General features: G+C 70.0%; 14 protein-coding genes. 10 read left to right on the top strand and 4 right to left on the bottom strand.

Translation table 11 applies throughout. The features are described from left to right. Positions 1 to 48 precede the first annotated feature (48 nt). The 3 genes from E5N76_RS07755 (at position 49) to E5N76_RS07770 (ending at position 3673) form a co-directional block, all read left to right on the top strand. The gene (locus E5N76_RS07755) at positions 49 to 648 is read left to right on the top strand and encodes a hypothetical protein (RefSeq protein ID WP_149536712.1); all 600 of its coding nucleotides are present in this window, start codon (positions 49 to 51) and stop codon (positions 646 to 648) included. 368 nt (positions 649 to 1016) lie between these two features. Beyond that, positions 1017 to 1835 carry a hypothetical protein gene (locus tag E5N76_RS07760; protein WP_149536713.1) on the top strand — a complete coding sequence of 273 codons (819 nt, stop codon included), beginning with the start codon at positions 1017 to 1019 and terminating at the stop codon, positions 1833 to 1835. Positions 1836 to 3004: 1169 nt separating this feature from the next. Further along, positions 3005 to 3673 (top strand): family 16 glycosylhydrolase, encoded by a 669-nt coding sequence (locus E5N76_RS07770; protein ID WP_149536714.1) that lies wholly within the window; start codon positions 3005 to 3007, stop codon positions 3671 to 3673. 142 nt (positions 3674 to 3815) lie between these two features. Here the strand turns inward: E5N76_RS07770 and E5N76_RS07775 are convergent, their stop codons facing one another. Further along, a complete protein-coding gene (locus tag E5N76_RS07775) occupies positions 3816 to 4067 on the bottom strand; it encodes a GMP synthase (glutamine-hydrolyzing) (protein WP_149536715.1) in 252 nt (83 codons plus the stop codon). A 667-nt stretch (positions 4068 to 4734) separates the two neighbouring features. Between E5N76_RS07775 and E5N76_RS07780 the strand changes: the two genes are divergently transcribed. Both E5N76_RS07780 and E5N76_RS07785 read left to right on the top strand, forming a co-directional pair. Next, positions 4735 to 6282: a hypothetical protein gene (locus E5N76_RS07780; RefSeq protein WP_149536716.1), complete on the top strand. Its 1548-nt coding sequence runs from the start codon at positions 4735 to 4737 to the stop codon at positions 6280 to 6282. A gap of 715 nt (positions 6283 to 6997) precedes the next feature. Further along, a complete protein-coding gene (locus tag E5N76_RS07785; protein ID WP_149536717.1) occupies positions 6998 to 9325 on the top strand; it encodes a glycoside hydrolase family 15 protein in 2328 nt (775 codons plus the stop codon). Positions 9326 to 9406: 81 nt separating this feature from the next. On the opposite strand, the gene E5N76_RS07790 is transcribed toward E5N76_RS07785, so the two are convergent. Continuing rightward, a complete protein-coding gene (locus E5N76_RS07790) occupies positions 9407 to 11719 on the bottom strand; it encodes a heavy metal translocating P-type ATPase (RefSeq protein WP_268921293.1) in 2313 nt (770 codons plus the stop codon). Between the two features lie 790 nt (positions 11720 to 12509). Continuing rightward, positions 12510 to 12872: a hypothetical protein gene (locus tag E5N76_RS07795; RefSeq protein WP_149536719.1), complete on the bottom strand. Its 363-nt coding sequence runs from the start codon at positions 12870 to 12872 to the stop codon at positions 12510 to 12512. 257 nt (positions 12873 to 13129) lie between these two features. Here E5N76_RS07795 and E5N76_RS07800 point away from each other — a divergent pair, with 257 nt between their 5' ends. After that, entirely contained in the window at positions 13130 to 13393 is a 264-nt protein-coding gene (locus E5N76_RS07800) for a DUF2933 domain-containing protein (RefSeq protein WP_149536836.1), read from the top strand. After that, a complete protein-coding gene (locus E5N76_RS07805; protein WP_149536720.1) occupies positions 13390 to 14055 on the top strand; it encodes a methyltransferase family protein in 666 nt (221 codons plus the stop codon). The genes E5N76_RS07800 and E5N76_RS07805 overlap by 4 nt, the downstream gene beginning before the upstream one ends. 188 nt (positions 14056 to 14243) lie before the next feature. Here the strand turns inward: E5N76_RS07805 and E5N76_RS07810 are convergent, their stop codons facing one another. Further along, positions 14244 to 14648 carry a four-helix bundle copper-binding protein gene (locus E5N76_RS07810; RefSeq protein ID WP_149536721.1) on the bottom strand — a complete coding sequence of 135 codons (405 nt, stop codon included), beginning with the start codon at positions 14646 to 14648 and terminating at the stop codon, positions 14244 to 14246. A gap of 293 nt (positions 14649 to 14941) precedes the next feature. Here E5N76_RS07810 and E5N76_RS31360 point away from each other — a divergent pair, with 293 nt between their 5' ends. The 3 genes from E5N76_RS31360 to E5N76_RS31245 all read left to right on the top strand — a co-directional run bounded on the left by E5N76_RS31360 (position 14942) and on the right by E5N76_RS31245 (position 18375). Further along, positions 14942 to 15085: a DUF2933 domain-containing protein gene (locus E5N76_RS31360; RefSeq protein ID WP_207791914.1), complete on the top strand. Its 144-nt coding sequence runs from the start codon at positions 14942 to 14944 to the stop codon at positions 15083 to 15085. Positions 15086 to 15567: 482 nt separating this feature from the next. Further along, entirely contained in the window at positions 15568 to 16428 is an 861-nt protein-coding gene (locus E5N76_RS07820; protein ID WP_149536722.1) for a Spy/CpxP family protein refolding chaperone, read from the top strand. A gap of 30 nt (positions 16429 to 16458) precedes the next feature. After that, positions 16459 to 18375: a 2Fe-2S iron-sulfur cluster-binding protein gene (locus E5N76_RS31245; RefSeq protein ID WP_207791899.1), complete on the top strand. Its 1917-nt coding sequence runs from the start codon at positions 16459 to 16461 to the stop codon at positions 18373 to 18375.

Below are 18375 nucleotides of genomic sequence, written 5' to 3' on the forward strand. Positions count from 1 at the left end.
ACACGGTCCATCGGCAGCGCCGGAGGCCGCAATGAGGAGACGCACCGGATGATCGACACCAGGACACTTCGCCGCACCGGCCTCGCGCTCGCGGCCTGCGCCCAGCAGCCGAGCCCCCCGCCGCCCCAGCAGACCGGCAGCATGTCGGGGACGGGCACCCACCAGCGCCACGACAAGCGTGCGATGGGGGGCATGCACGGCCACGACGTGTCCGGCATGAACATGCAACAGATGGCCGCCCACTGCGCCGAGATGCGTCAGCAGATGCGGCCGGGCGCCGCTATGAGCCCGGACATGCAGGCGACGATGGCGCACCGCGACCAGATGCATCCCCACGCGGGCACCGCGGGCGCCACATCCGGCGGCGCGGGGCAGCACGGCACTGACGGGAGGCGGGGAGCGGCCGGAGCCGCCCCCGGCTGCCCGAACCCTGCGGCTTGGAACCGCACCGTCCGCAACGGCGGCGAGTTGGCGATGACCGAGACCGAGCCGAGCGCCATGCCAAGGCGGCGGCGATCGGGCCGAGCAGGATGGCGAGCATGGGGTGGAGCAAGGCCGCCGCCCGCGGCACGCCGGGCGCCACGCGCCGTAGGCCAGATCGGCGGCACCGTCAGCGCCCACGCCGTGTCCGTCAGGTCGCTGTCGTAGCGCAACCCGCGCCGCGTCGCGGCGCGACGATGTCCCGGCATCCACGTGCACGGTCACCCGGCATGGCTGCCGCCCAGAAAAACGCAAGCGGGTCCAAAGCCTCAATACCTTTTTGAATGGGCCTTACGCTGAATTCAAATTAGACGCCTTGACTTGTTCTTACCTCCAGAACTCCGCACCCAGTAAAATGGCAGGGAAAGTTATTCGAATTCGTAAGTAATGCCAATTAGAAATCGCCTTCTCTTGCGTAGCGCCCATCCGGTTCCTGGCATTTCTTTCCGCATGAACCGGGATCGCCCACCGGATGATACGAGGACGCATATTTTCTTTGGTCCCTGGTTCATGGTTTCGTCATTGAGGAGATTTGCATGGGCATTCTTACACCGCCGCCTTCCCATGAGGATGACAAGGTGACTAACAGCTACAAGCCAGCAGGTGGCGGCGAGCAGCCCACAAAGCCCATGAAGGGCGAGAAGCCCGAGCAACCCACGAAGAACGACAAGCCCGAGCAGCCCGCGAAGGGCGAGAAGCCTGAGCAGCCCATGAAGGGCGACAAGGACCACAAGGGCGAGAAGCCCGAGTATCCCGTGAAGGACGACAAGGGCGACAAGGGCGACAAGCCTGAGCAGCCCGTGAAGGACGACAAGGGCGACAAGGGCGAGAAGCCCGAGCAGCCCGTGAAGGACGACAAGGACCACAAGGGCGAGAAGCCCGAGCAGCCCGTGAAGGGCGACAAGGGCGAGAAGCCCGAGCAGCCCGTGAAGGGCGACAAGGGCGACAAGAGCGACAAGGGCGACAAGCCTGAGCAGCCCGTGAAGGACGACAAGGGCGACAAGGGCGAGAAGGACCTCCACGGCGGGAAGGACCAGCACGACGGCCACCCGGCAAAAGTCGTGCACGACAAGCCAGGTGACCAGTACTACTTTGCCGATGGCAAGGACGAAAAATTCGTCTTCAGCGGCAAGTCCGGCGGTGACGACACCATCAAGGGCTTCGATGACAAGCACGACGCCATCAAGATCGAAAACGACTACAAGTTCGAGATCGACTACAACGGCAACCACGACGGCGACGTCGTTATTACCTGGGGCAAGGACAACATGATAACGCTTAAAGGTGTCGAGCAGATCGAGGAGAGCGTCGTCAAGGGGTTCGACCAACACCAGTCAGATTATCCGTGGGCCTGATCCGGCAAGCCCAGACCCTCCGCGAGTTTCCGGACGGGTTCTGATACAGGGCGAGGCATCGCTGATGCCTCGCCCCCCCACTGGCGGGCTGCCGAAAGGATCCGATTCAGCGCCTGCCGACCCCTGCGCCAGCACGGCCGGGCCTCGGCACGATCCGGCCATCCCAGCCCTTGTTGCCGATCAGCTACCGCGACCTCGAACTGACGCTCGCCGACCGCAGTGTCGTGGTGGCGCACACCACCGTTTTTCGCTGCTGGGATGACAGACCTCGCCGCCTGAACTGATGCCGCCACCACTCCGAAGATAATCAATGCCATCTCCAAACCGTCCCATGACGGCACCGGCGTGGGAGCATTCCGAGGGACTGAGTTCCGTCGCGGTGCGCGGCTGCGCGCTGACCGCCACGAACCGAACCTGCCTCGCGGAGGTGGCGCCGAGCGCCTGCGCCAACGCGGTGCCCTGGCAATTATGCAAACTGAACAAGGCGAAGCCGAGGCAGGCTTTTGCGGCAGCGGCCATGCCGTGCTGCGCGCCAGCGGGTCCACCTTCCGACTTCAATGCAATGAGACGCACCCTCTCCTCACTCCGGGCACCGCGGCGGCAGCGATGCGGCAGGCATGACATGGAGGCGAGAACGGATACCGCGCGCATCCGGCAGCGCCATCCGGCGTGGCCGTCGAGATCGAGTGGATGAGTCCGCCCCGCGCACGAATGGCGCGATGCGTGTCGAGCACCTGCCGCGCGACGGAAAAACTCGCAGGCATTACCGATCCGAAAGGCGCCAGTCCGATGCATCCGGCCGTCTGATACATCACGCTCGTTCGCCTATCCGGCGGAGTCCGACTGCCGTGGAGCCAAGCTTCGCTGCCGCAAAGCGCGCAGCGCAAGATCATTCTCCAAGTATTCCGCAGGCAAACTCATCAGCAAATTCGCTAGGCTCCGAGCCGATTTCACATTTGCGAAGCAGAAACGTGTGTCAAGTTCAATGCTTGTACTGCACATCCGCGTGGGGTTAACCGGGCGCGCCACCGACCTTCGCGTCAGTGCGCGACGCAAGTCAGGGAAAGTACGGGGACACGCGATCTCCAGCTGCAGTCCGGTTGTGCGCCATCGACGCTTGCCAGGCTGCCCCGCTCATAACGACGCCTCCAATCCGGGAGACTATTTTTTTGAGCAAGGCCTTCTACGAAAGCTTCAACAACGGAATCGGAGCACTCAACCACACCTGGGGCAAGGGCATCGACACCAGCGTACCCGGCCAGGTCACGGTCAGCGGCAACAGCGGCATCATGCAGAAGCCCTGGGGCGCCGCCGCAGGCCAGGGCTACGGCACCTACAAGATCGTCGCGAAGCTGAACGGGGCGGACGAACCCGGCCCCGCGGGGCTGCTGTGGCCCGGCGACGACAAGTGGCCGGGGCCGGAGATGGACCTGGTCGAGTTCATCGACGGCCGCCCCTACGGTACCATTCACCACAAGGGCTCGAACGGGAAGGATGTCTGGCGCTCGAAATACTACAACGGCGTGAACGAGGACCTGGTCCACACCTACGAGCTCAAGTGGGAACCGGGCAAGGCCACCTTCTACGTCGACGGCAAGAACTGGGGCAGCTACACCACCAACATCGCCGAGGACTACGCGAATGGCGGGGTGAACATGACCTTCAGCATCATGAACAGCAACAAGGACACCTCGATCACGGTGTACGAGGTCAGCTACAAGCCCCTGAAGGGCTCGAAGCTGGAGGAGGAGACGGTCGAGGAAGGCAGCTGGGACGCGAACGGCATGGACAGCACGGCTGCCGCAGCGAAATCCAGCTCGGATTGGGACTTCGCCTGATCGATCCGGCGTCGCGGGGCCTTCGCGCGGGGCGTCCCAATCGCGCCGAACGACGGGAGTGCGCATGCCCAGGTCATGTGCGTACCCAGATCAGGGGTGAGCGGGCGGGACCGTGGCCCCGCCCCCATCTCGTCCGACTCGGTTACTCCCACTCGATGGTGCCGGGCGGCCTCGAGGTGATGCCACAGGTCACGCGGTCAATGCCGCGCACCCCGCAGGCTACGCGGCTGGCCTGGCGCATCAGCAAGCCCATGTCGGGAGGTAGACGTCGGCCGTCCTGCAATCCGTGCTGGTCGCCGCCCGCAGTGCAGGCCTGATCGTAGGTTTGGCCATCGCCCACGACCCTCGCGGTCCGCACCGCCAGCCTGGCCCGGTGGTTGTGCCGAAATGGCATGTAAGCCTACGTGGTCCACCCCTCGGGCATCCCGGTCCCACGCGGATCGCGGGCGAAGACCGACCGGCTCGACATGGCCATGCTGCTGGGCGCGCTGGCGTCCTGGCTCAGGGGCGAGCAGAACGCCTGCCGGACGGCCGCCGTCCCCTCCCGCAGGCAGGAGGACGTGCGGCGTCAAAGCCGAGAGCGCACCAAGCTGGCCACCGAGCGCACTGGCCCCGCCAGCCGGATCCGGGCATTGCGGACGCTGCATGGGCTCGTCGACGTCCGCCTGCCCCTCCCCCGGGCCATGGCGCCGTCAGCTGGACGGCCTTCCTGGAGAAGGCCGAGCGATGGCGGCCGCAGGAGCGCCGTGCGGGTCCGCGCCTGCGCCTGTGGAGGCGCCTTCGGGGGGGAAAGCGACGCCACCATTTTCCGCGCCGCGAGCCCGGCATCGCACTCCTTCCCAAGGTCGCCGCGGCTCACCGGACGAAATTACCCAGGTGCCCGACGCAACGGCCCCTACTTGGGACATTGTGTCATTGTGTTGCTGGGGACCCGCAGCACGAGAACCTCAATTGCGGACAATCGCCGCAGGCAAGGAGACTTCCGGCTCTACGCAACGGCCCCTCGGCGGAGTGTTAGTGCGATGAGTTCCTCCGTACTCCAGCACGAACAACGGACACGAGTGCCCGACGACAGAGAACCGCGCAAACAGCGCCGCACCGCCACGGTGCCGTTTCGGGTGTGGCGTTGGCTTCTCCTGGCCCTGACCGGAGCCTTCTTTCTGCTGGATGTCAAATCCGGGCAGCCCTGGGACGGCGACGGAGAGCTTTTCATCCTCAACGCGCTGAACATCATCCAGGGCCAGGGCTATGCTTCCACCGGCTATGTGGTGAATCCGGCGAACGCCATCCACCCGGCGGCGTACCCACCCGGCTTGCCGCTTCTCCTGGCACCGGTGATCGGCATGTTCGGCGTCGACTACGTCGCCATGAAGACGGTCATCGCCGCCTGCTACGTGATCACCCTGGTCGTGGTGGCAGGTTTCTCTGCCTCGAGGCTGGAGGAGGTGTGGGTCTTTGCCCTGGTCGCGGTCCTTGGCCTGAACCCGTTCGTCTGGGAGTTCAAGAACGTCCTCTTCTCCGAATTCGCCTTCATGCTGTTCGCCTATGTCGGCCTCTTCGCCTTCGACAGGCTGGACATCGTGGCCATCGGCGGGTCGTCTCGTCGCCTCGCCCCCTGGCTGTGGACCATGGCGAGCGGGCTCGCGCTCGGTGCGGCCTATGAGGTGCGGGCGATCGGCATGGTGCTCCTCGCCGCCGTGGCCGCCATCTGCATCCTGCGATTCACCCGGCTGCGCCACTACGGCGTCGTCCTCCTGCTGCTGGCGGCGGCGGAGATCGGCCTGATCAGCCGGATGTTTCCGGCCGACCTCGGGACCTACGTGTTATACTTCGGGGATTCGTCCGGCGGCATGGTCGCCGCGATCGCCCGCAGGACGCTCATCGCCAGCAAGGACTACATCGGCGCCGCGGCGGAGCTCCTTCGCGGCGGCCGCGGGCACTGGACGCCCGTCCAGGTCGCGGCCTTCGGCGCGGTGCTGGCCCTGTCGGCCTTCGGCGTGGTGCGGGCGGTGCGGCGGCGGCTGACTGTGTTCGAGGCCTTCCTGCTGCTCTATATCGGCGCGCTGCTGCTCTACCCCGTTTCCCTGGAGCCCGCCCGCTACGCGCTGCCGATCCTGCCACTGTTCGTGTTCTACTTCCTTCTCGGAGCGCAGGAATGGCCCTGGCCCCGGCTCGGCACTCCCCTCAAGGCGGCGGCGGTCGCCGTGACCGTGGCGCTGCTCTACATGCCCCAGTTCCCGGAGCGGAGCCTCGAGTACACGGCATCGGTGGACGACGCCGAAGCCGCGGAGCTTTTCCAGGAGATACGGACCCGCGTGGCGCCCGACGCCCTGGTGCTCTGCTCCAAGCCGACGGTCGTCGCGCTCTACGGCCAGCGCCGGGCGACCAACCCACCGCTGAATCCGACGGAGGAGGAATTCTGGCAGTTCGTCCGGCAACGCAGGGCGGGCTGGATGGTGGAGGCGAAGGCACCGATCTACGACGATGAGGTCGCGGAGATCATGCCGAGGCTGCGAAACCGGCTCGAGCGGGTTTTCGAGAACCGGCTGTTCGTGCTGTACCGCATCCCGGCCGATCACCCGGGCCAGGAAGGGACGATGTCGCCCTGAGTGGCCGGTCTGCGGGAATCCCCTGCACCACGGCGGAGCCACTCCGGAGCCGACTACACGACGGCGGCAGGGCAAGCATTCGCCAGGAGCGTTCCCGGCGAGGCGTCCCCGCAGAGCGCCGCCAGGGCGCGCAGCGGGTGCTCGGCTGCCTCCGACCGCCCCCGGCCAGGGCCCGCTCCTCCAGGTTCGGGGAGGGCGGCATCTTCCCCTCCGTCCGCGATGCGGGCCGCCGGGGCCGTGCGGCCTTCCCCCGCAGGACGGTCAAGCGCCCCGGCGGCCCGGCATCGCTTACATACTTTGAAACACTCGGCCGCGCCGCCTCGGCGTGGCGCCCGGACGTTCGAGGTGGAGGCCGTCCTCCCCATGAGCGACGGCACCAACCCCGGATGCCGGTGGGGCGCCTCGACGGGCACCGCCCATCGGCGGCGGGAACCGTGACGGAGGAGACGCACCGGATGGTCGACACCAGGCCCATTCGCCGCACCGGCCTCGTGCTGGCGCCCGGCCTTGGCGCCACGGCCCGCGCCCGGTGGCGTAGCCCGCCTCTCGTGCGGCAGTCCGGAGGCGTGTCCGGGACGTCTCCGGAAACCCAGGCGCCGAGCCGCCGACGTGTCCGGCCTGGAGCGGCACGAACCGCTCCCAACCGTGGGTCCACACCCTCCTCTTGGTGCCTCTGCGAATGAGCGACAGCTGACCGGATAGGACGCGAGACACCATGGAAGCGCCCGGCGTGCCCGGCATACCGCCGACCTGGACCAGCAGCGACAAGGACATGGTCGGGACGAGCCTCGGCCCGGCGCGCCTGTGGTTTACGGTGGGCCACGGCATCGTCAACGAGGTCTACTGGCCGCGGGTGGACATCCCGCAGATCCGCGACCTCGGCTTCATCGTCGCCGACGGCCGGGGCTTCTGGAGCGAGGTGAAGCGTGGCGTCGACTACACGATCTCCACGCCGGGGCCGGGCATCCCCGCGGTGCAGGTCCTGCACCGGCACAGCCGCTTCGAGCTCGCGCTGCGCATCACGCCGGACCCCGAACGGGATGTCCTGCTCATCGAGGTGGAACTCACCGGCGACGGCGACCTGGCGCCCTACGCGCTGCTCGCGCCGCACCTCGGCGGCACCGGCCGGGGCAACCGGGCCGAGGTCTTCACCAGCCGCGGCCGGGTGGTCCTCTGCGCCGAGCAGGGCCCCTTCGCCCTGGCCCTCGCGGCGGCCGACGCCAGCCAGCGGGACGCGTGGCGCATGGCGGGCGCTGGCTGCGTCGGGGTCAGCGATGGCTGGCAGGACTTCGCCCGCAACGGCACGATGACCTGGACCTATGACCGTGCCGGACCAGGCAATGTCGCGCTCATGGGCAAGCTGCCGCGCCGCTCCGTGCTGGCCCTTGGCTTCGGCAGCGGCCAGCAGGCGGCGGCGACGCTCGCCATCTCGGCCCTGGTCCAGCCCTTCGAGGCGGTCTGGCGCGAGCAGGTGCGCGCCTGGCAGGCCTGGCACACGAAAATGGCGCATGCCCAGGGTCTTCCGGGCGAGTTCCACGAGCAGGTCCATCTCTCGGCGATGGTGCTCAAGGCGCACCAGGACAAGACCTACCCAGGCGCCATGGTGGCCAGCCTCAGCATCCCCTGGGGCAACGCCACGGACGACGTCGGCGGCTACCACCTCGTCTGGCCGCGCGACCTCGTGGAAAGCGCCGGGGCTCTCCTGGAACTCGGGGCGGCCGAGGAGGCGCGGGACATCATGCGCTACCTGATCGCGACCCAGCTTGAGGACGGTCGCTGGGCGCAGAACCAGTGGCTTGGCGGTACGCCCCGCTGGTGCGGGATCCAACTCGACGAGGTGGCCTTCCCCGTCCTGCTCGCTGCGGCCCTCGCCGAGCACGACGCGTTCGGCGGCATCGAGGCGCGCGACATGGTGCGCCGGGCGCTGGCCTTCATCGTGCGGCAGGGGCCCGCGACGGACCAGGATCGCTGGGAGGAGACGGCCGGGATCAACACCTTCACGCTGGCCGTCGCAATTGCGGCGCTGGTCTGCGGCGCCGGGTTCCTGGACGAGTCCGAGCGGGGCGACGTCCTCATCCTGGCCGACGACTGGAACGCGCACATAGAGGAGTGGTGCGGGGTCGAGGGGACGAGGCTCTCGCGCGAGCACGGGGTCGGCGCCTACTACGTCCGGGTCGCCCCGGCCCGCGTCATCTCGGACCGCGCGGCGCTCCAGGACGTCGTGCCGCTGAAGAACCGTGACCGTGACCCGAACCTCCCGGCCGCGGAGCAGATCTCGACCGACTTCCTGCAACTCGTGCGCTTCGGGCTCCGGCGGCCGGACGATCCGCTGGTGCGGAACAGCGTCGCGCTCGTGGACGCGCTGTTGCGGGCCGAGACACCAAGCGGGCCGCTCTGGCGCCGGTATGTCGGCGACGGCTACGGAGAGCACCTGGACGGGCGGCCGTACGACGGGACCGGCCAGGGGCGGCCCTGGCCGCTGCTGGCCGGGGAGCGCGGCCACTACGCGCTCCTCGCCCACGAGGACGCCGAGCCCTACCTCCGCACCATGGCCGCCGTCAGCGGCCGGTTGGGCCTGATCCCGGAGCAGGTGTGGGACGGCGACCCGCGGCCGCGGGAGGGCCTCCATCCCGGCCGCCCCTCCGGCTCGGCGATGCCGCTGGTCTGGGCGCACGCCGAATTCGTCAAGCTGGCCGTCAGCCTGCGGGAGGAGCGCCCGGTGGACAGGCCGGAGGCGGTGTGGTTGCGCTACGCGGGGCGCAGGCCGCGCCCGACTTCCGCGCACTGGTCGCAGCGAATGCCCGTGACGACGATCCGGGCGGGGCAGTCCCTGCGGGTCCTGCACGAGGCGCCCGCGGTGCTGCGATGGGGCGTCGACGGCTGGCGGGAGGCGTCGGAAACGCCGACCACGCCGGGCCTCCTCGGCCTCCATGTCGCCGACCTGCCAACCGGAGGGCTCCATCCCGGCCAGGTCGTCCACTTCGCCTGCGACGCCTGGCCCGGACGGGAACGCGCCGTCGCCGTCGTGGAGGCGGAAGCCTGACCCAGGGCAAGGCGCCCCGCCGCGCCATGGCGAGGCGTGCGGCCACCCTGGTGTCGGCGACGGCGCGGCTTGGTCGCGTCCTTACCCAAGCCGCACCGTCCGCAGCCGCAGCGAGTTGGCGATGACCGAGACGGAGCTCAGCGCCATGGCCAGGGCCGCGATGATCGGGCTGAGCAGGATGCCGAGGACCGGATACAGCACCCCCGCGGCGATCGGCACGCCCAGTGCATTGTAGATGAAGGCAAAGAACAGGTTCTGCCGGATGTTCCGCATCACCGCGCGCGACAGGTGCCGCGCCCGCGCGATGCCCGCGAGGTCGCCCTTCACCAGCGTCACGCCCGCGCTCTGCATGGCGACGTCCGTGCCGGTGCCCATGGCGATGCCGACATCGGCCTCGGCCAGCGCCGGGGCGTCGTTCACCCCGTCGCCCGCCATGGCGACGACCTTGCCCTGCGCGCGGAGTTCCCGGACGATGCGGTGCTTGTCCTCGGGCAGCACGTCGCCCTGGAACTCATCGATGCCGAGCTTCCGCGCGACCGCCTCGGCGGTGGTGCGGTTGTCGCCGGTCAGCATGACGATGTGGATGCCGTCGGTTCGCAGGCTCTCCAGCGCGGCCGGGGTCGTCGCCTTGATGGGGTCGGCCACCGCGATGACGCCGCCCGGCTTGCCGTCCACGGCCAGGAACAGCGCGGTGCCGCCCTCGCGCCGGAGCTCGTCGGCCCGGGCGGCGAGGTCGCCCAGCTCCACCCCGAGTTCCTGCATCAGCCGCGCGTTCCCGAGCGCGACCCGACGCCCGTCCACCGTGCCGGTCACGCCCTTGCCGGTGACAGAGGCGAAGTCGGCGGGCTCCTGCATCTCCACCCCACGCTCGCGCGCCGCGGCGACGATGGCGGCGGCCAGCGGGTGCTCGCTGGAGCGCTCCAGGCTGGCCGCCAGCGGCAGCGCCTCGTCCTCGGTCAGGCCGGGCGCCGGGACCACGGCCACCACCTTGGGCTTGCCCTCGGTCAGCGTGCCGGTCTTGTCCACCACCAGCGTGTCCACCTTCTCCATGTGCTCGAGTGCTTCGGCGTTCTTGATGAGCACACCGGCGCCCGCGCCCTTGCCGACGCCGACCATGATGCTCATGGGCGTCGCCAGCCCCAGGGCGCAGGGGCAGGCGATGATGAGCACGGAGACGGCCGCGATCAGCCCGTAGGAGAGCGCGGGGGACGGGCCCCAGACCGCCCAGGCGACGAAGGCCAGCGCCGCGACGGCGATCACCGCCGGGACGAAGTAGCCGGACACGGTGTCGGCCATGCGCTGGATGGGCGCCCGGCTGCGCTGGGCCTCGGCGACCATGGCGACGATGCGCGAGAGCATGGTGTCGGAGCCGACCTTGTCGGCCCGCATGACCAGCGAGCCGGTGCCGTTCACCGTGCCGCCGATGACCTTGGCGCCGGGCGCCTTCTCCACCGGCAGGGATTCGCCGGTGACCATGGACTCGTCCACGGCGCCGCTCCCCTCCAGCACCTCGCCGTCCACCGGCACGCTCTCGCCCGGGCGGACGCGCAGCCGGTCGCCGACATGCACCTCGGCCAGCGTGATCTCCTCGTCCGAGCCGTCCGCGCGGATGCGGCGGGCGGTCTTGGGCGCCATGTTCAGCAGGGCGCGGATGGCGCCGCCGGTCCGCTCGCGCGCCCGCAGCTCCAGCACCTGCCCGAGCAGGACGAGGACGGTGATCACCGCGGCCGCCTCGAAGTAGACGGCGACCGTGCCGTCGGGTCCGCGGAAGCCCTCAGGGAAGACGCCGGGCGCCAGGGTGGCGACGACGCTGTAGAGGTAGGCCGCGCCGGTGCCGAGCGCGATCAGGCTGAACATGTTCAGGCTGCGGTTCACGACCGACTGCCAACCGCGCACGAAGAACGGCCACCCGGCCCAGAGCACGACCGGCGTCGCCAGCAGGAACTGGATCCAGGTCGAGGCCGTGGGCGAGACGAGGTGGTGCAGGTCGAGGCCGGGGATGTGGGCGCCCATCTCCAGGACGACGATGGGGATGGTCAGCACGAGCCCGACCCAGAACCGCCGGGTCATGTCGGCGAGTTCCTCGTTGGGCGCGGCCTCGGCGGTGACCTCCAGCGGCTCCAGCGCCATGCCGCAGATCGGGCAATTGCCCGGCCCCTGCTGCCGGATCTCCGGGTGCATCGGGCAGGTGTAGATGGCGGCCTTCTGCGCCGCCGTCGGCGCGGCCTCCTTCTCCGGTTTCAGGTACTTCTCCGGGTTGGCCTCGAACTTCGCCCGGCACCCGGCCGAGCAGAAGTGGAAGGTCTGCCCGTGGTGTTCCGCCCGGTGCTCCGAGGTGGCCGGGTCAACCTTCATGCCGCAGACCGGGTCGGTGACCAGGGCGGCATCGGCCACCGCCGCTTCCCCATGGCCATGATGACCATGGCCGTGGTGGTGCCCGGCGTGGTGATCGTGTCCGTGCCCCTCGTGTCCATGTCTGCCCTGCTGGCCGCTCATGCCTGTCGCCTCCGGTTTGGCCCGCAACGCCGCAGGCCCGTTTGGGTGTCAGGAACCCAAGGTGGGGCTTCCAACCATGGGAAGGTCAAGGCTGCGCCTGAACCGCCAGCCGACAGCGTCGGCCTTGTTCGTGATGGGCACCGGCGCCGCCACGCCTACGGTGTCGTCGCCACCCTGGCTCCTGGGATCATGCTTCCGCGGCGGCCACACGCGCATTGACCCGGCGCAACTTCACGCATGTGCCGCTGGCCGCGGCTTCCGAAGCGGCCCTCAGCAATGCTTTGTCATAAACGGGCCCGGACAGATCTGGCGACCGCGCGTGCAGGAGGTGAGCGTGGCCATCCGGCGTGCAAGAGGTCTCCAGCGGCGCTTTGACAAACACGGCTTGCCCGAAGCGCGCGATGATCCCCGGACCGGGGGGCGCCAGCGCAGGCTCCCAGTAGCCCAGTGTCAGTGACGCTGACGGTGCCTATCCGTCTTGCTGAGACGATCAGCCGGACTTGGTGTGATACCGCTAAGCAGATGCCATGACCCACGGCTGTGAGCGGAGAGTGGTATCGCGCCATGAACGTCCTTGGCGCGGTGGCGAACCAGTGGGAGGGTCAGTATCGCGGCTCGCCGGTATGAGGCGCCTGCACCGGCCCGGTGGGAAGCCGTCGCGCCACGCGGCTTCCCGTCCGGAAATCGCCTATCGGCGCTGCTGTCTGCCCTGCTCGTGGCCGTGCCCCGTGCCAGGGTTACCAGGGTGCGTCATCTCGGCGCCACTCGTGCCTTCGCCCTTGGGGTCGATGGATGGCGTGCCACCGCCCATGTGCCTCCCGCCCATGCGGCTGTGGTCCATCTCGACGTTGCCACCACCCTGCGGTTTCAGCGACGGCGCGGGGCCGCTGGGGGACTGGCCCTGCCGCTGTGGACCGCCCATGCGGCTGTGGTCCATCTCGACGTTGCCGCCGCCCTGCGGATTGAGCGTCGGCTGCGCCAGCGCCGCGCCCCCGAAAAGCGCGCCGACCATCGCGCCCGCGATTGCCGTCGTGAAAAGCCTGCGAGTCACTGTCTTCCTCCATGCCCGGTGCCGTCGGCGCGCCTGCGCGCCCGGCCACGGGGCTCATGGCGCCTGCACTTGCTTCAGGCGCGCATCGGACTCTGCCGTCCGCTCCATGCCGACGGGAAGGCGCAACGGGAGCGCAGCAATGTTTTGTAAAGATCAGGTGCTGAGGAATGCCGGAGTTCAATCCCGGCATTGATCCACCGCAAAGAACGGCGCGCAACGATGCTGCAATCTGCCAAAAGGAGAACAGGAGGATCCGAATGGAAACCCGCCCACATGTCCCACTGTGGCGCACGAGGGGCGGCGTCGTCCTCCTGGGCTTCCTCGCGGTCGGCGCCTTTTACTTGCTGACCGAGCACACGGCCCACCTCCTGGGCGCCCTGCCCTACCTGCTGCTCCTGGCCTGCCCCCTGATGCACCTGTTCATGCACCATGGCCATGGCGACCACGACAGACATGAGGAGGCAGGCAGTCGCGAGGGGGCGGGTGCCGAGCGCGAGCAGCCCCAGGGCGGCGTGTCATGACGCACGGCGCCCCCGCCTACGGCCTCTGGACCCTGGTCGCCCTGAACTCCCTGGTGTTCATCGTCTTCGCGCTCAGCTTCGGCAAGCCGCGGACCCCGTGGGACTGGCGCTCCTTCGGCGCCTTCAGCGGCTTCGTCGTGGCGCTGTTCGCCGAGATGTACGGCTTCCCGGTGACCATCTACCTGCTCTCCGGCTGGCTGCAGGCGCGCCACCCGGGGGTGGACCTGCTGTCGCACGACGCGGGGCACCTCTGGTGGACCGTCTTCGGCCTCGAGGGCGACCCGCACTCCGGCGCGCTGCACATCCTGAGCTACGCCTTCATCGGCGGCGGCTTCGTCCTGCTCTCCTCGGCCTGGAAGGTGCTCTACCGGGCGCAGAGGGCGCACCGGCTGGCGACGACGGGCCCGTACGAGCGTCTCCGGCACCCGCAGTACGTCGCCTTCATCGCCATCATGTTCGGCTTCCTCCTGCAGTGGCCGACGCTGCTGACCCTGCTGATGTTCCCGGTCCTGGTCGGCATGTACGTCCACCTCGCCCGCGCGGAGGAGAGGGAGGCGCGCCGGGAGTTCGGGGCCGAGTACGACCGCTACGCGGCGGCTGTCCCGGCGTGGTTCCCACGGCCGGGCGGCCGCGCCCCTGCGAAACGGCCGACCGCCGGGTGACGTCCGAGCCCGGGGCCATTCTGCCGATGGGCCTGGCTTGCGCTGCGCGGGCCGCCCCGACGGCGCGGCTGGAGGTCCGGCAGGGTCCGAAGGTCGCCGTGTTCGGGGCGCCAGGCGGCGAGCGGGTCTGGGCGCGCCACTGAGATTGGGGCCGGGTTCCGCACGCCCCGCGGCGCCCCTGGGCCGACTCAGGCGGACATGCTGCGCAGCGCCTCGGCGCAGGCCCGCTCGCAGCGGCGGCAGGACTCGGCGCAAATCCGGCAGTGCGCGTGCTGGCTGGCGTGGCGCTCGCACTCCTCGCCGCAGAGGCGGCAGGCCGTCTCGCAGGCCGTCAGCATCTGCCGGATCAGCTCCTCGTTCGAGCCGGTCCGACGCGTCGCGATCGAGCCCGCCGCGGCGCAGACATCGGCGCAGTCCAGATTGAGGCGGATGCACTGAGTGAGTTGCTGCACCATCTGCTCACCGAGGCAGGCGTCGGCGCAGGAGGTGCAGGTCTGCGCGCAGGAGTAGCACTCCTCCAGGCAGCGGATGAGCGCGTCGTTCGTGCTGCCTTTGACGTGTGGATGCGAAGCAATCATCTGCTGGGCGTGCATGCGGAGGTCTCCTTGTCCGGGGGTGACGGGGTCCCTGCCGCGGCCGGGCCGCGCGCATGCCCCGTCACGGCGATGAACACGACCCGCGCCGGGGAGTTCTTGCCGCGCGCCACGATTGACCGGACGCTTGGCGAAGCGCGCCGCCGTGCCAATCCCCAAGGGGGCAGAAGCCACTGATCCCATTGGGTGGCGGCCGTCGCCCGAGCGCCGGGCATCGGGCCGCAGCAATGAAATGACACTTACGGTCGGGCATCGGAGGCGCGCCTCCCTGACCCGGCCCGGCGTCGGCTCGCCTGGAGCACTACGAGCACACGCTCGGCGCGCTGCCCTACCTGCTGTTGTTGGCGTGCCGCCGATGCAGCTGTTCACACACCACGGGCACGGTGGGTATCGGGCGCACACCGAGGCATCAACGGAGCGGCCCCGCGCGCCGGTGACGGAAGGATGACCGCGGCCGCTCCCTCGCGGTCACCACGGTTCCCTTTCGCGCGCCTGTCGCTGCGCGTGCTCGATCAGCAGATGCGGCTGAGCCGGAGCGCCGAGGTGCGGGTGCGGCTCGTTCGCCCGCCGGACGGGCGTCCCGTGACCGGCATCGCCATTGCCGAGCACAAGCTCGAGACGCTCGTGGGCTCCGCGGGAACAGCAGCCTCGTCCTGGCGGACACCGGCTCCGCCATGGCGGCCGCGAAGCAGAAATGTTTTGAAAAATATGGCTTTGCGGGGAAGCGCTACACTGGCGCCAGTGCCGGGTGCGGCCCACGCAGCACCCGGTGTCCTGATTTGGGAGTTCGCGACTGTGCCTGGGCCGGATCGAGCCCCGCCCAGCCGACCAACCTGAAGGGTGTAACAGGCTTCGCCTGCCATCCACCGGCGCTGGCGGCGCCAGCCCGACGCCCCCCCATGATGAGGAGGACCGCCGAATGTCGATGAAGCACACGCTGCGTACCGCAGCCACGGTCGCTGCCCTGCTGCCCCTGTCCTCCTTCGGGATGGCCGAGGAGGCTCCCCGGCAACCCGTCAGGCTCGCCATGATGGACATGGAGATGCCGATGGGCGGCGGAGGGATGCAGCAGCAAGGCTCGGGCGGCATGCGCATGGACGATGACATGCGCATGGGAGGCGCACAGGCCCAGACTGCCCAGGGCAACACTGGGATGCCCGGCATGGGCCAGACCGGCCAGCGCGGTGGCATGGGCGTGGGCGGCATGTCGGATGACGGCATGATGCGGATGGGTGGCGGGATGCCTGCCCAGGGCCAGGGGCAGATGCCGATGGGGCAGATGCCGCAGCAGCAGGGCATGGGCCAGGAGCCGATGGCGGGCTGCATGGCGATGATGCGCAACATGATGCGCATGGGCGCCGCGCAGCCGGGGATGGCCCCGATGCAGGGTGCCGGGCCCGCCGCCACCCCCGGCATGGGCATGGGCGCCATGGGCGGCACGCAGGCCATGGGCAGCTCCGCCGCCCGGCTCGAGGGCCGGATCGCGTTCCTCCGCACGGAGCTGCGCATCACGGACGCCCAGGCGGCCGCGTGGGATGCCTTCGCCAACACCCTCCGCTCCGGCCGCGAACACCTCGACGCGGCGCGCGCGGCGCTGCAGGAAGGCACGACGGCGGTGGACCCGATGGCGCGGCTCGAGTCCTTCGAGCGACACCTGCGGGAGCGGGCCGAGGCGATGCACATGACGCGGATGGCCTTCAGCACGCTCTACGCCCAGCTCGACGACGCGCAGAAGCGCGTGGCGGCCTCCACCATGCTGCCGTTCATCGGGACGTTCTGAGCGCGGGCGCCATTCGCCAAGGGACATTTGATGCGCCAGTGGCTACTCGCGGCCGTGCTCGGGGCATGGCTGACCGGCGCGGCGGCGGCCCAGGTCGCTCCCGGCGACCACAGCGCGCACCATCCGGGGCAGGCGCCCCCGGCCGCGGGCACGACGGCACCGATGCCGGGCGCCGCGCCGCAGCCGACCGGCGGCTGCGGCGGCATGATGGGCTGCATGGGCGGCGGCCCGCGGCCGTTCTACGCGACCCTGCTGGACATGCCCGCGCTCACGCCCGAGGCGCGCCGGATCATCGAGACCGAGGCCGAGCGCCGCATCGGGTGGGGATCGCAGGCGGTCACCTCGGGCGGCGCACGGCTGCACCACGCGCTCGCCGCCAACGACGACCTGGCGGTCCGGCAGGCCATCACCGGCCTGCGCGAGGGGCTGCAGATGCTCGAGAGCGGGACGGCAGCGTTGCGGGCCGTCGAGGCGGGCGCCGCGCCCCGGCAGATCGCCCTGGCCTGGTTCCGGGACCAGCTCGCCCTGCCCCCGACCCAAGCCGCGGCGACGGCCATGACGATGGATGAGGGACCATGGGGCCTCTCCTGGTATCACCTGACCACCATGGCGTTCCTGGTGGCGTTCCTCCTCGGGACGCTGGCGCTCCAGTTCGGCCGCATGCGGCGGGTCAGCGGCCTCGTCGCGCGTCTCGCACGGCCCGGCACCGCGCCCGCCTCGGGGCCACCGGCGCCGCCTCCCGCACCGGCCCCAAGCCCCCCGGCGCCCGAAGCACCCGCCGCGGCGGTCGCGATGCCCGTGGCCGCAGCCGCCGTCCCAGCCCCGGCCGTCGCTCCCGCCCCTTCGCCAGCAGCGGCCACGGCGGCGGCCAAGCGGCCCTGGTCGGGCACGCTGCGGGTCGCGGCCATCTTCCGCGAGACGCCCTCCGTGAAGACGTTCCGGCTGGTGGACCCTGGCGGCGGCGACGTCCCCTTCACCTTCATGCCGGGCCAGTTCCTGACCTTCTCGGCGGAGCTCGACGGCAAGACGGTGAGGCGCTCCTACACCATCGCGTCGTCGCCGACCCGGCGCAGCTACGTCGAGGTCACGGTCAGGCGGGAGGAGCAGGGGCTCATCTCGCGGCACCTGCACGACCGCGTCGCGGTCGGCGACTCCCTGGAGGTGTCGGCCCCCTCGGGCGTCTTCACCTTCATGGGCGAGGAGGCCAGCATCGTCCTGATCGCGGGCGGGGTCGGCATCACCCCGATGATGAGCGTCGCCCGGTACCTGGCCGACCGCGCCTACCCCGGCGAGATCTTCTTCCTCTGCGGGGCGCGCAGCCCCGAGGAGTTCGTCTTCCGCGAGGAACTCGAGTACCTGCAGAAGCGGCACCCGAACCTGCACGTGGCGGCGACGATGTCGCGCGCGGAGGGGACCGCCTGGATGGGCTCCACGGGCCCGGTCTCCAAGGATTTCATCGCCCGGGTCGTCCCGGACATCGCCAGGCGCCGGGTCCACCTGTGCGGCCCGCCGCCGATGATGGAGGCCGTGAAGGCCGCGCTGGCCGAGCTTGGCGTCCCCAAGGAGCAGGTGAGGACGGAGGCGTTCGGCCCGGCCCGGGGCGTCGTGCCCGGCCCGGCCGCGCCCCTGCCGCCCGTCCCCGTCCCGGCCGAGGTGGCCGCGGCCGCGGCGGTCCCGCGGGTGGCCACGGCGGAGGTCCGCTTCGCCAGGTCGGGCAAGGCGGGCGCGCTGGCGCCGGACCAGACCGTCCTGGAGGCCGCCGAGGCGATCGGGGTGCCCATCGACTACTCCTGCCGCGTCGGGATCTGCGGCGCCTGCAAGGTGCGCCTCCTCGAGGGCTCGGTCACGATGGAGGTCGAGGAGGGGCTGCCTCCCGACGAGAAGGCGCAGGGCGTCATCCTGGCCTGCCAGGCGAAGTCCGTCGGCAACCTCGTCGTCGAGGCGTGA

Source organism: Siccirubricoccus phaeus (assembly GCF_008360935.1).
Classification (GTDB): domain Bacteria; phylum Pseudomonadota; class Alphaproteobacteria; order Acetobacterales; family Acetobacteraceae; genus Siccirubricoccus; species Siccirubricoccus phaeus.

What these genes read in the sequence shown, in the direction of transcription:
- E5N76_RS07755 (WP_149536712.1), top strand. Translation starts at nt 49, where the DNA reads ATGATCGACACCAGGACACTTCGCCGCACCGGCCTCGCGCTCGCGGCC.
- E5N76_RS07760 (WP_149536713.1), top strand. Translation starts at nt 1,017, where the DNA reads ATGGGCATTCTTACACCGCCGCCTTCCCATGAGGATGACAAGGTGACT.
- E5N76_RS07775 (WP_149536715.1), bottom strand. Translation starts at nt 4,067, where the DNA reads ATGCCATTTCGGCACAACCACCGGGCCAGGCTGGCGGTGCGGACCGCG.
- E5N76_RS07785 (WP_149536717.1), top strand. Translation starts at nt 6,998, where the DNA reads ATGGAAGCGCCCGGCGTGCCCGGCATACCGCCGACCTGGACCAGCAGC.
- E5N76_RS07800 (WP_149536836.1), top strand. Translation starts at nt 13,130, where the DNA reads ATGGAAACCCGCCCACATGTCCCACTGTGGCGCACGAGGGGCGGCGTC.
- E5N76_RS07805 (WP_149536720.1), top strand. Translation starts at nt 13,390, where the DNA reads ATGACGCACGGCGCCCCCGCCTACGGCCTCTGGACCCTGGTCGCCCTG.
- E5N76_RS07810 (WP_149536721.1), bottom strand. Translation starts at nt 14,648, where the DNA reads ATGCACGCCCAGCAGATGATTGCTTCGCATCCACACGTCAAAGGCAGC.
- E5N76_RS07820 (WP_149536722.1), top strand. Translation starts at nt 15,568, where the DNA reads ATGTCGATGAAGCACACGCTGCGTACCGCAGCCACGGTCGCTGCCCTG.
- E5N76_RS31245 (WP_207791899.1), top strand. Translation starts at nt 16,459, where the DNA reads ATGCGCCAGTGGCTACTCGCGGCCGTGCTCGGGGCATGGCTGACCGGC.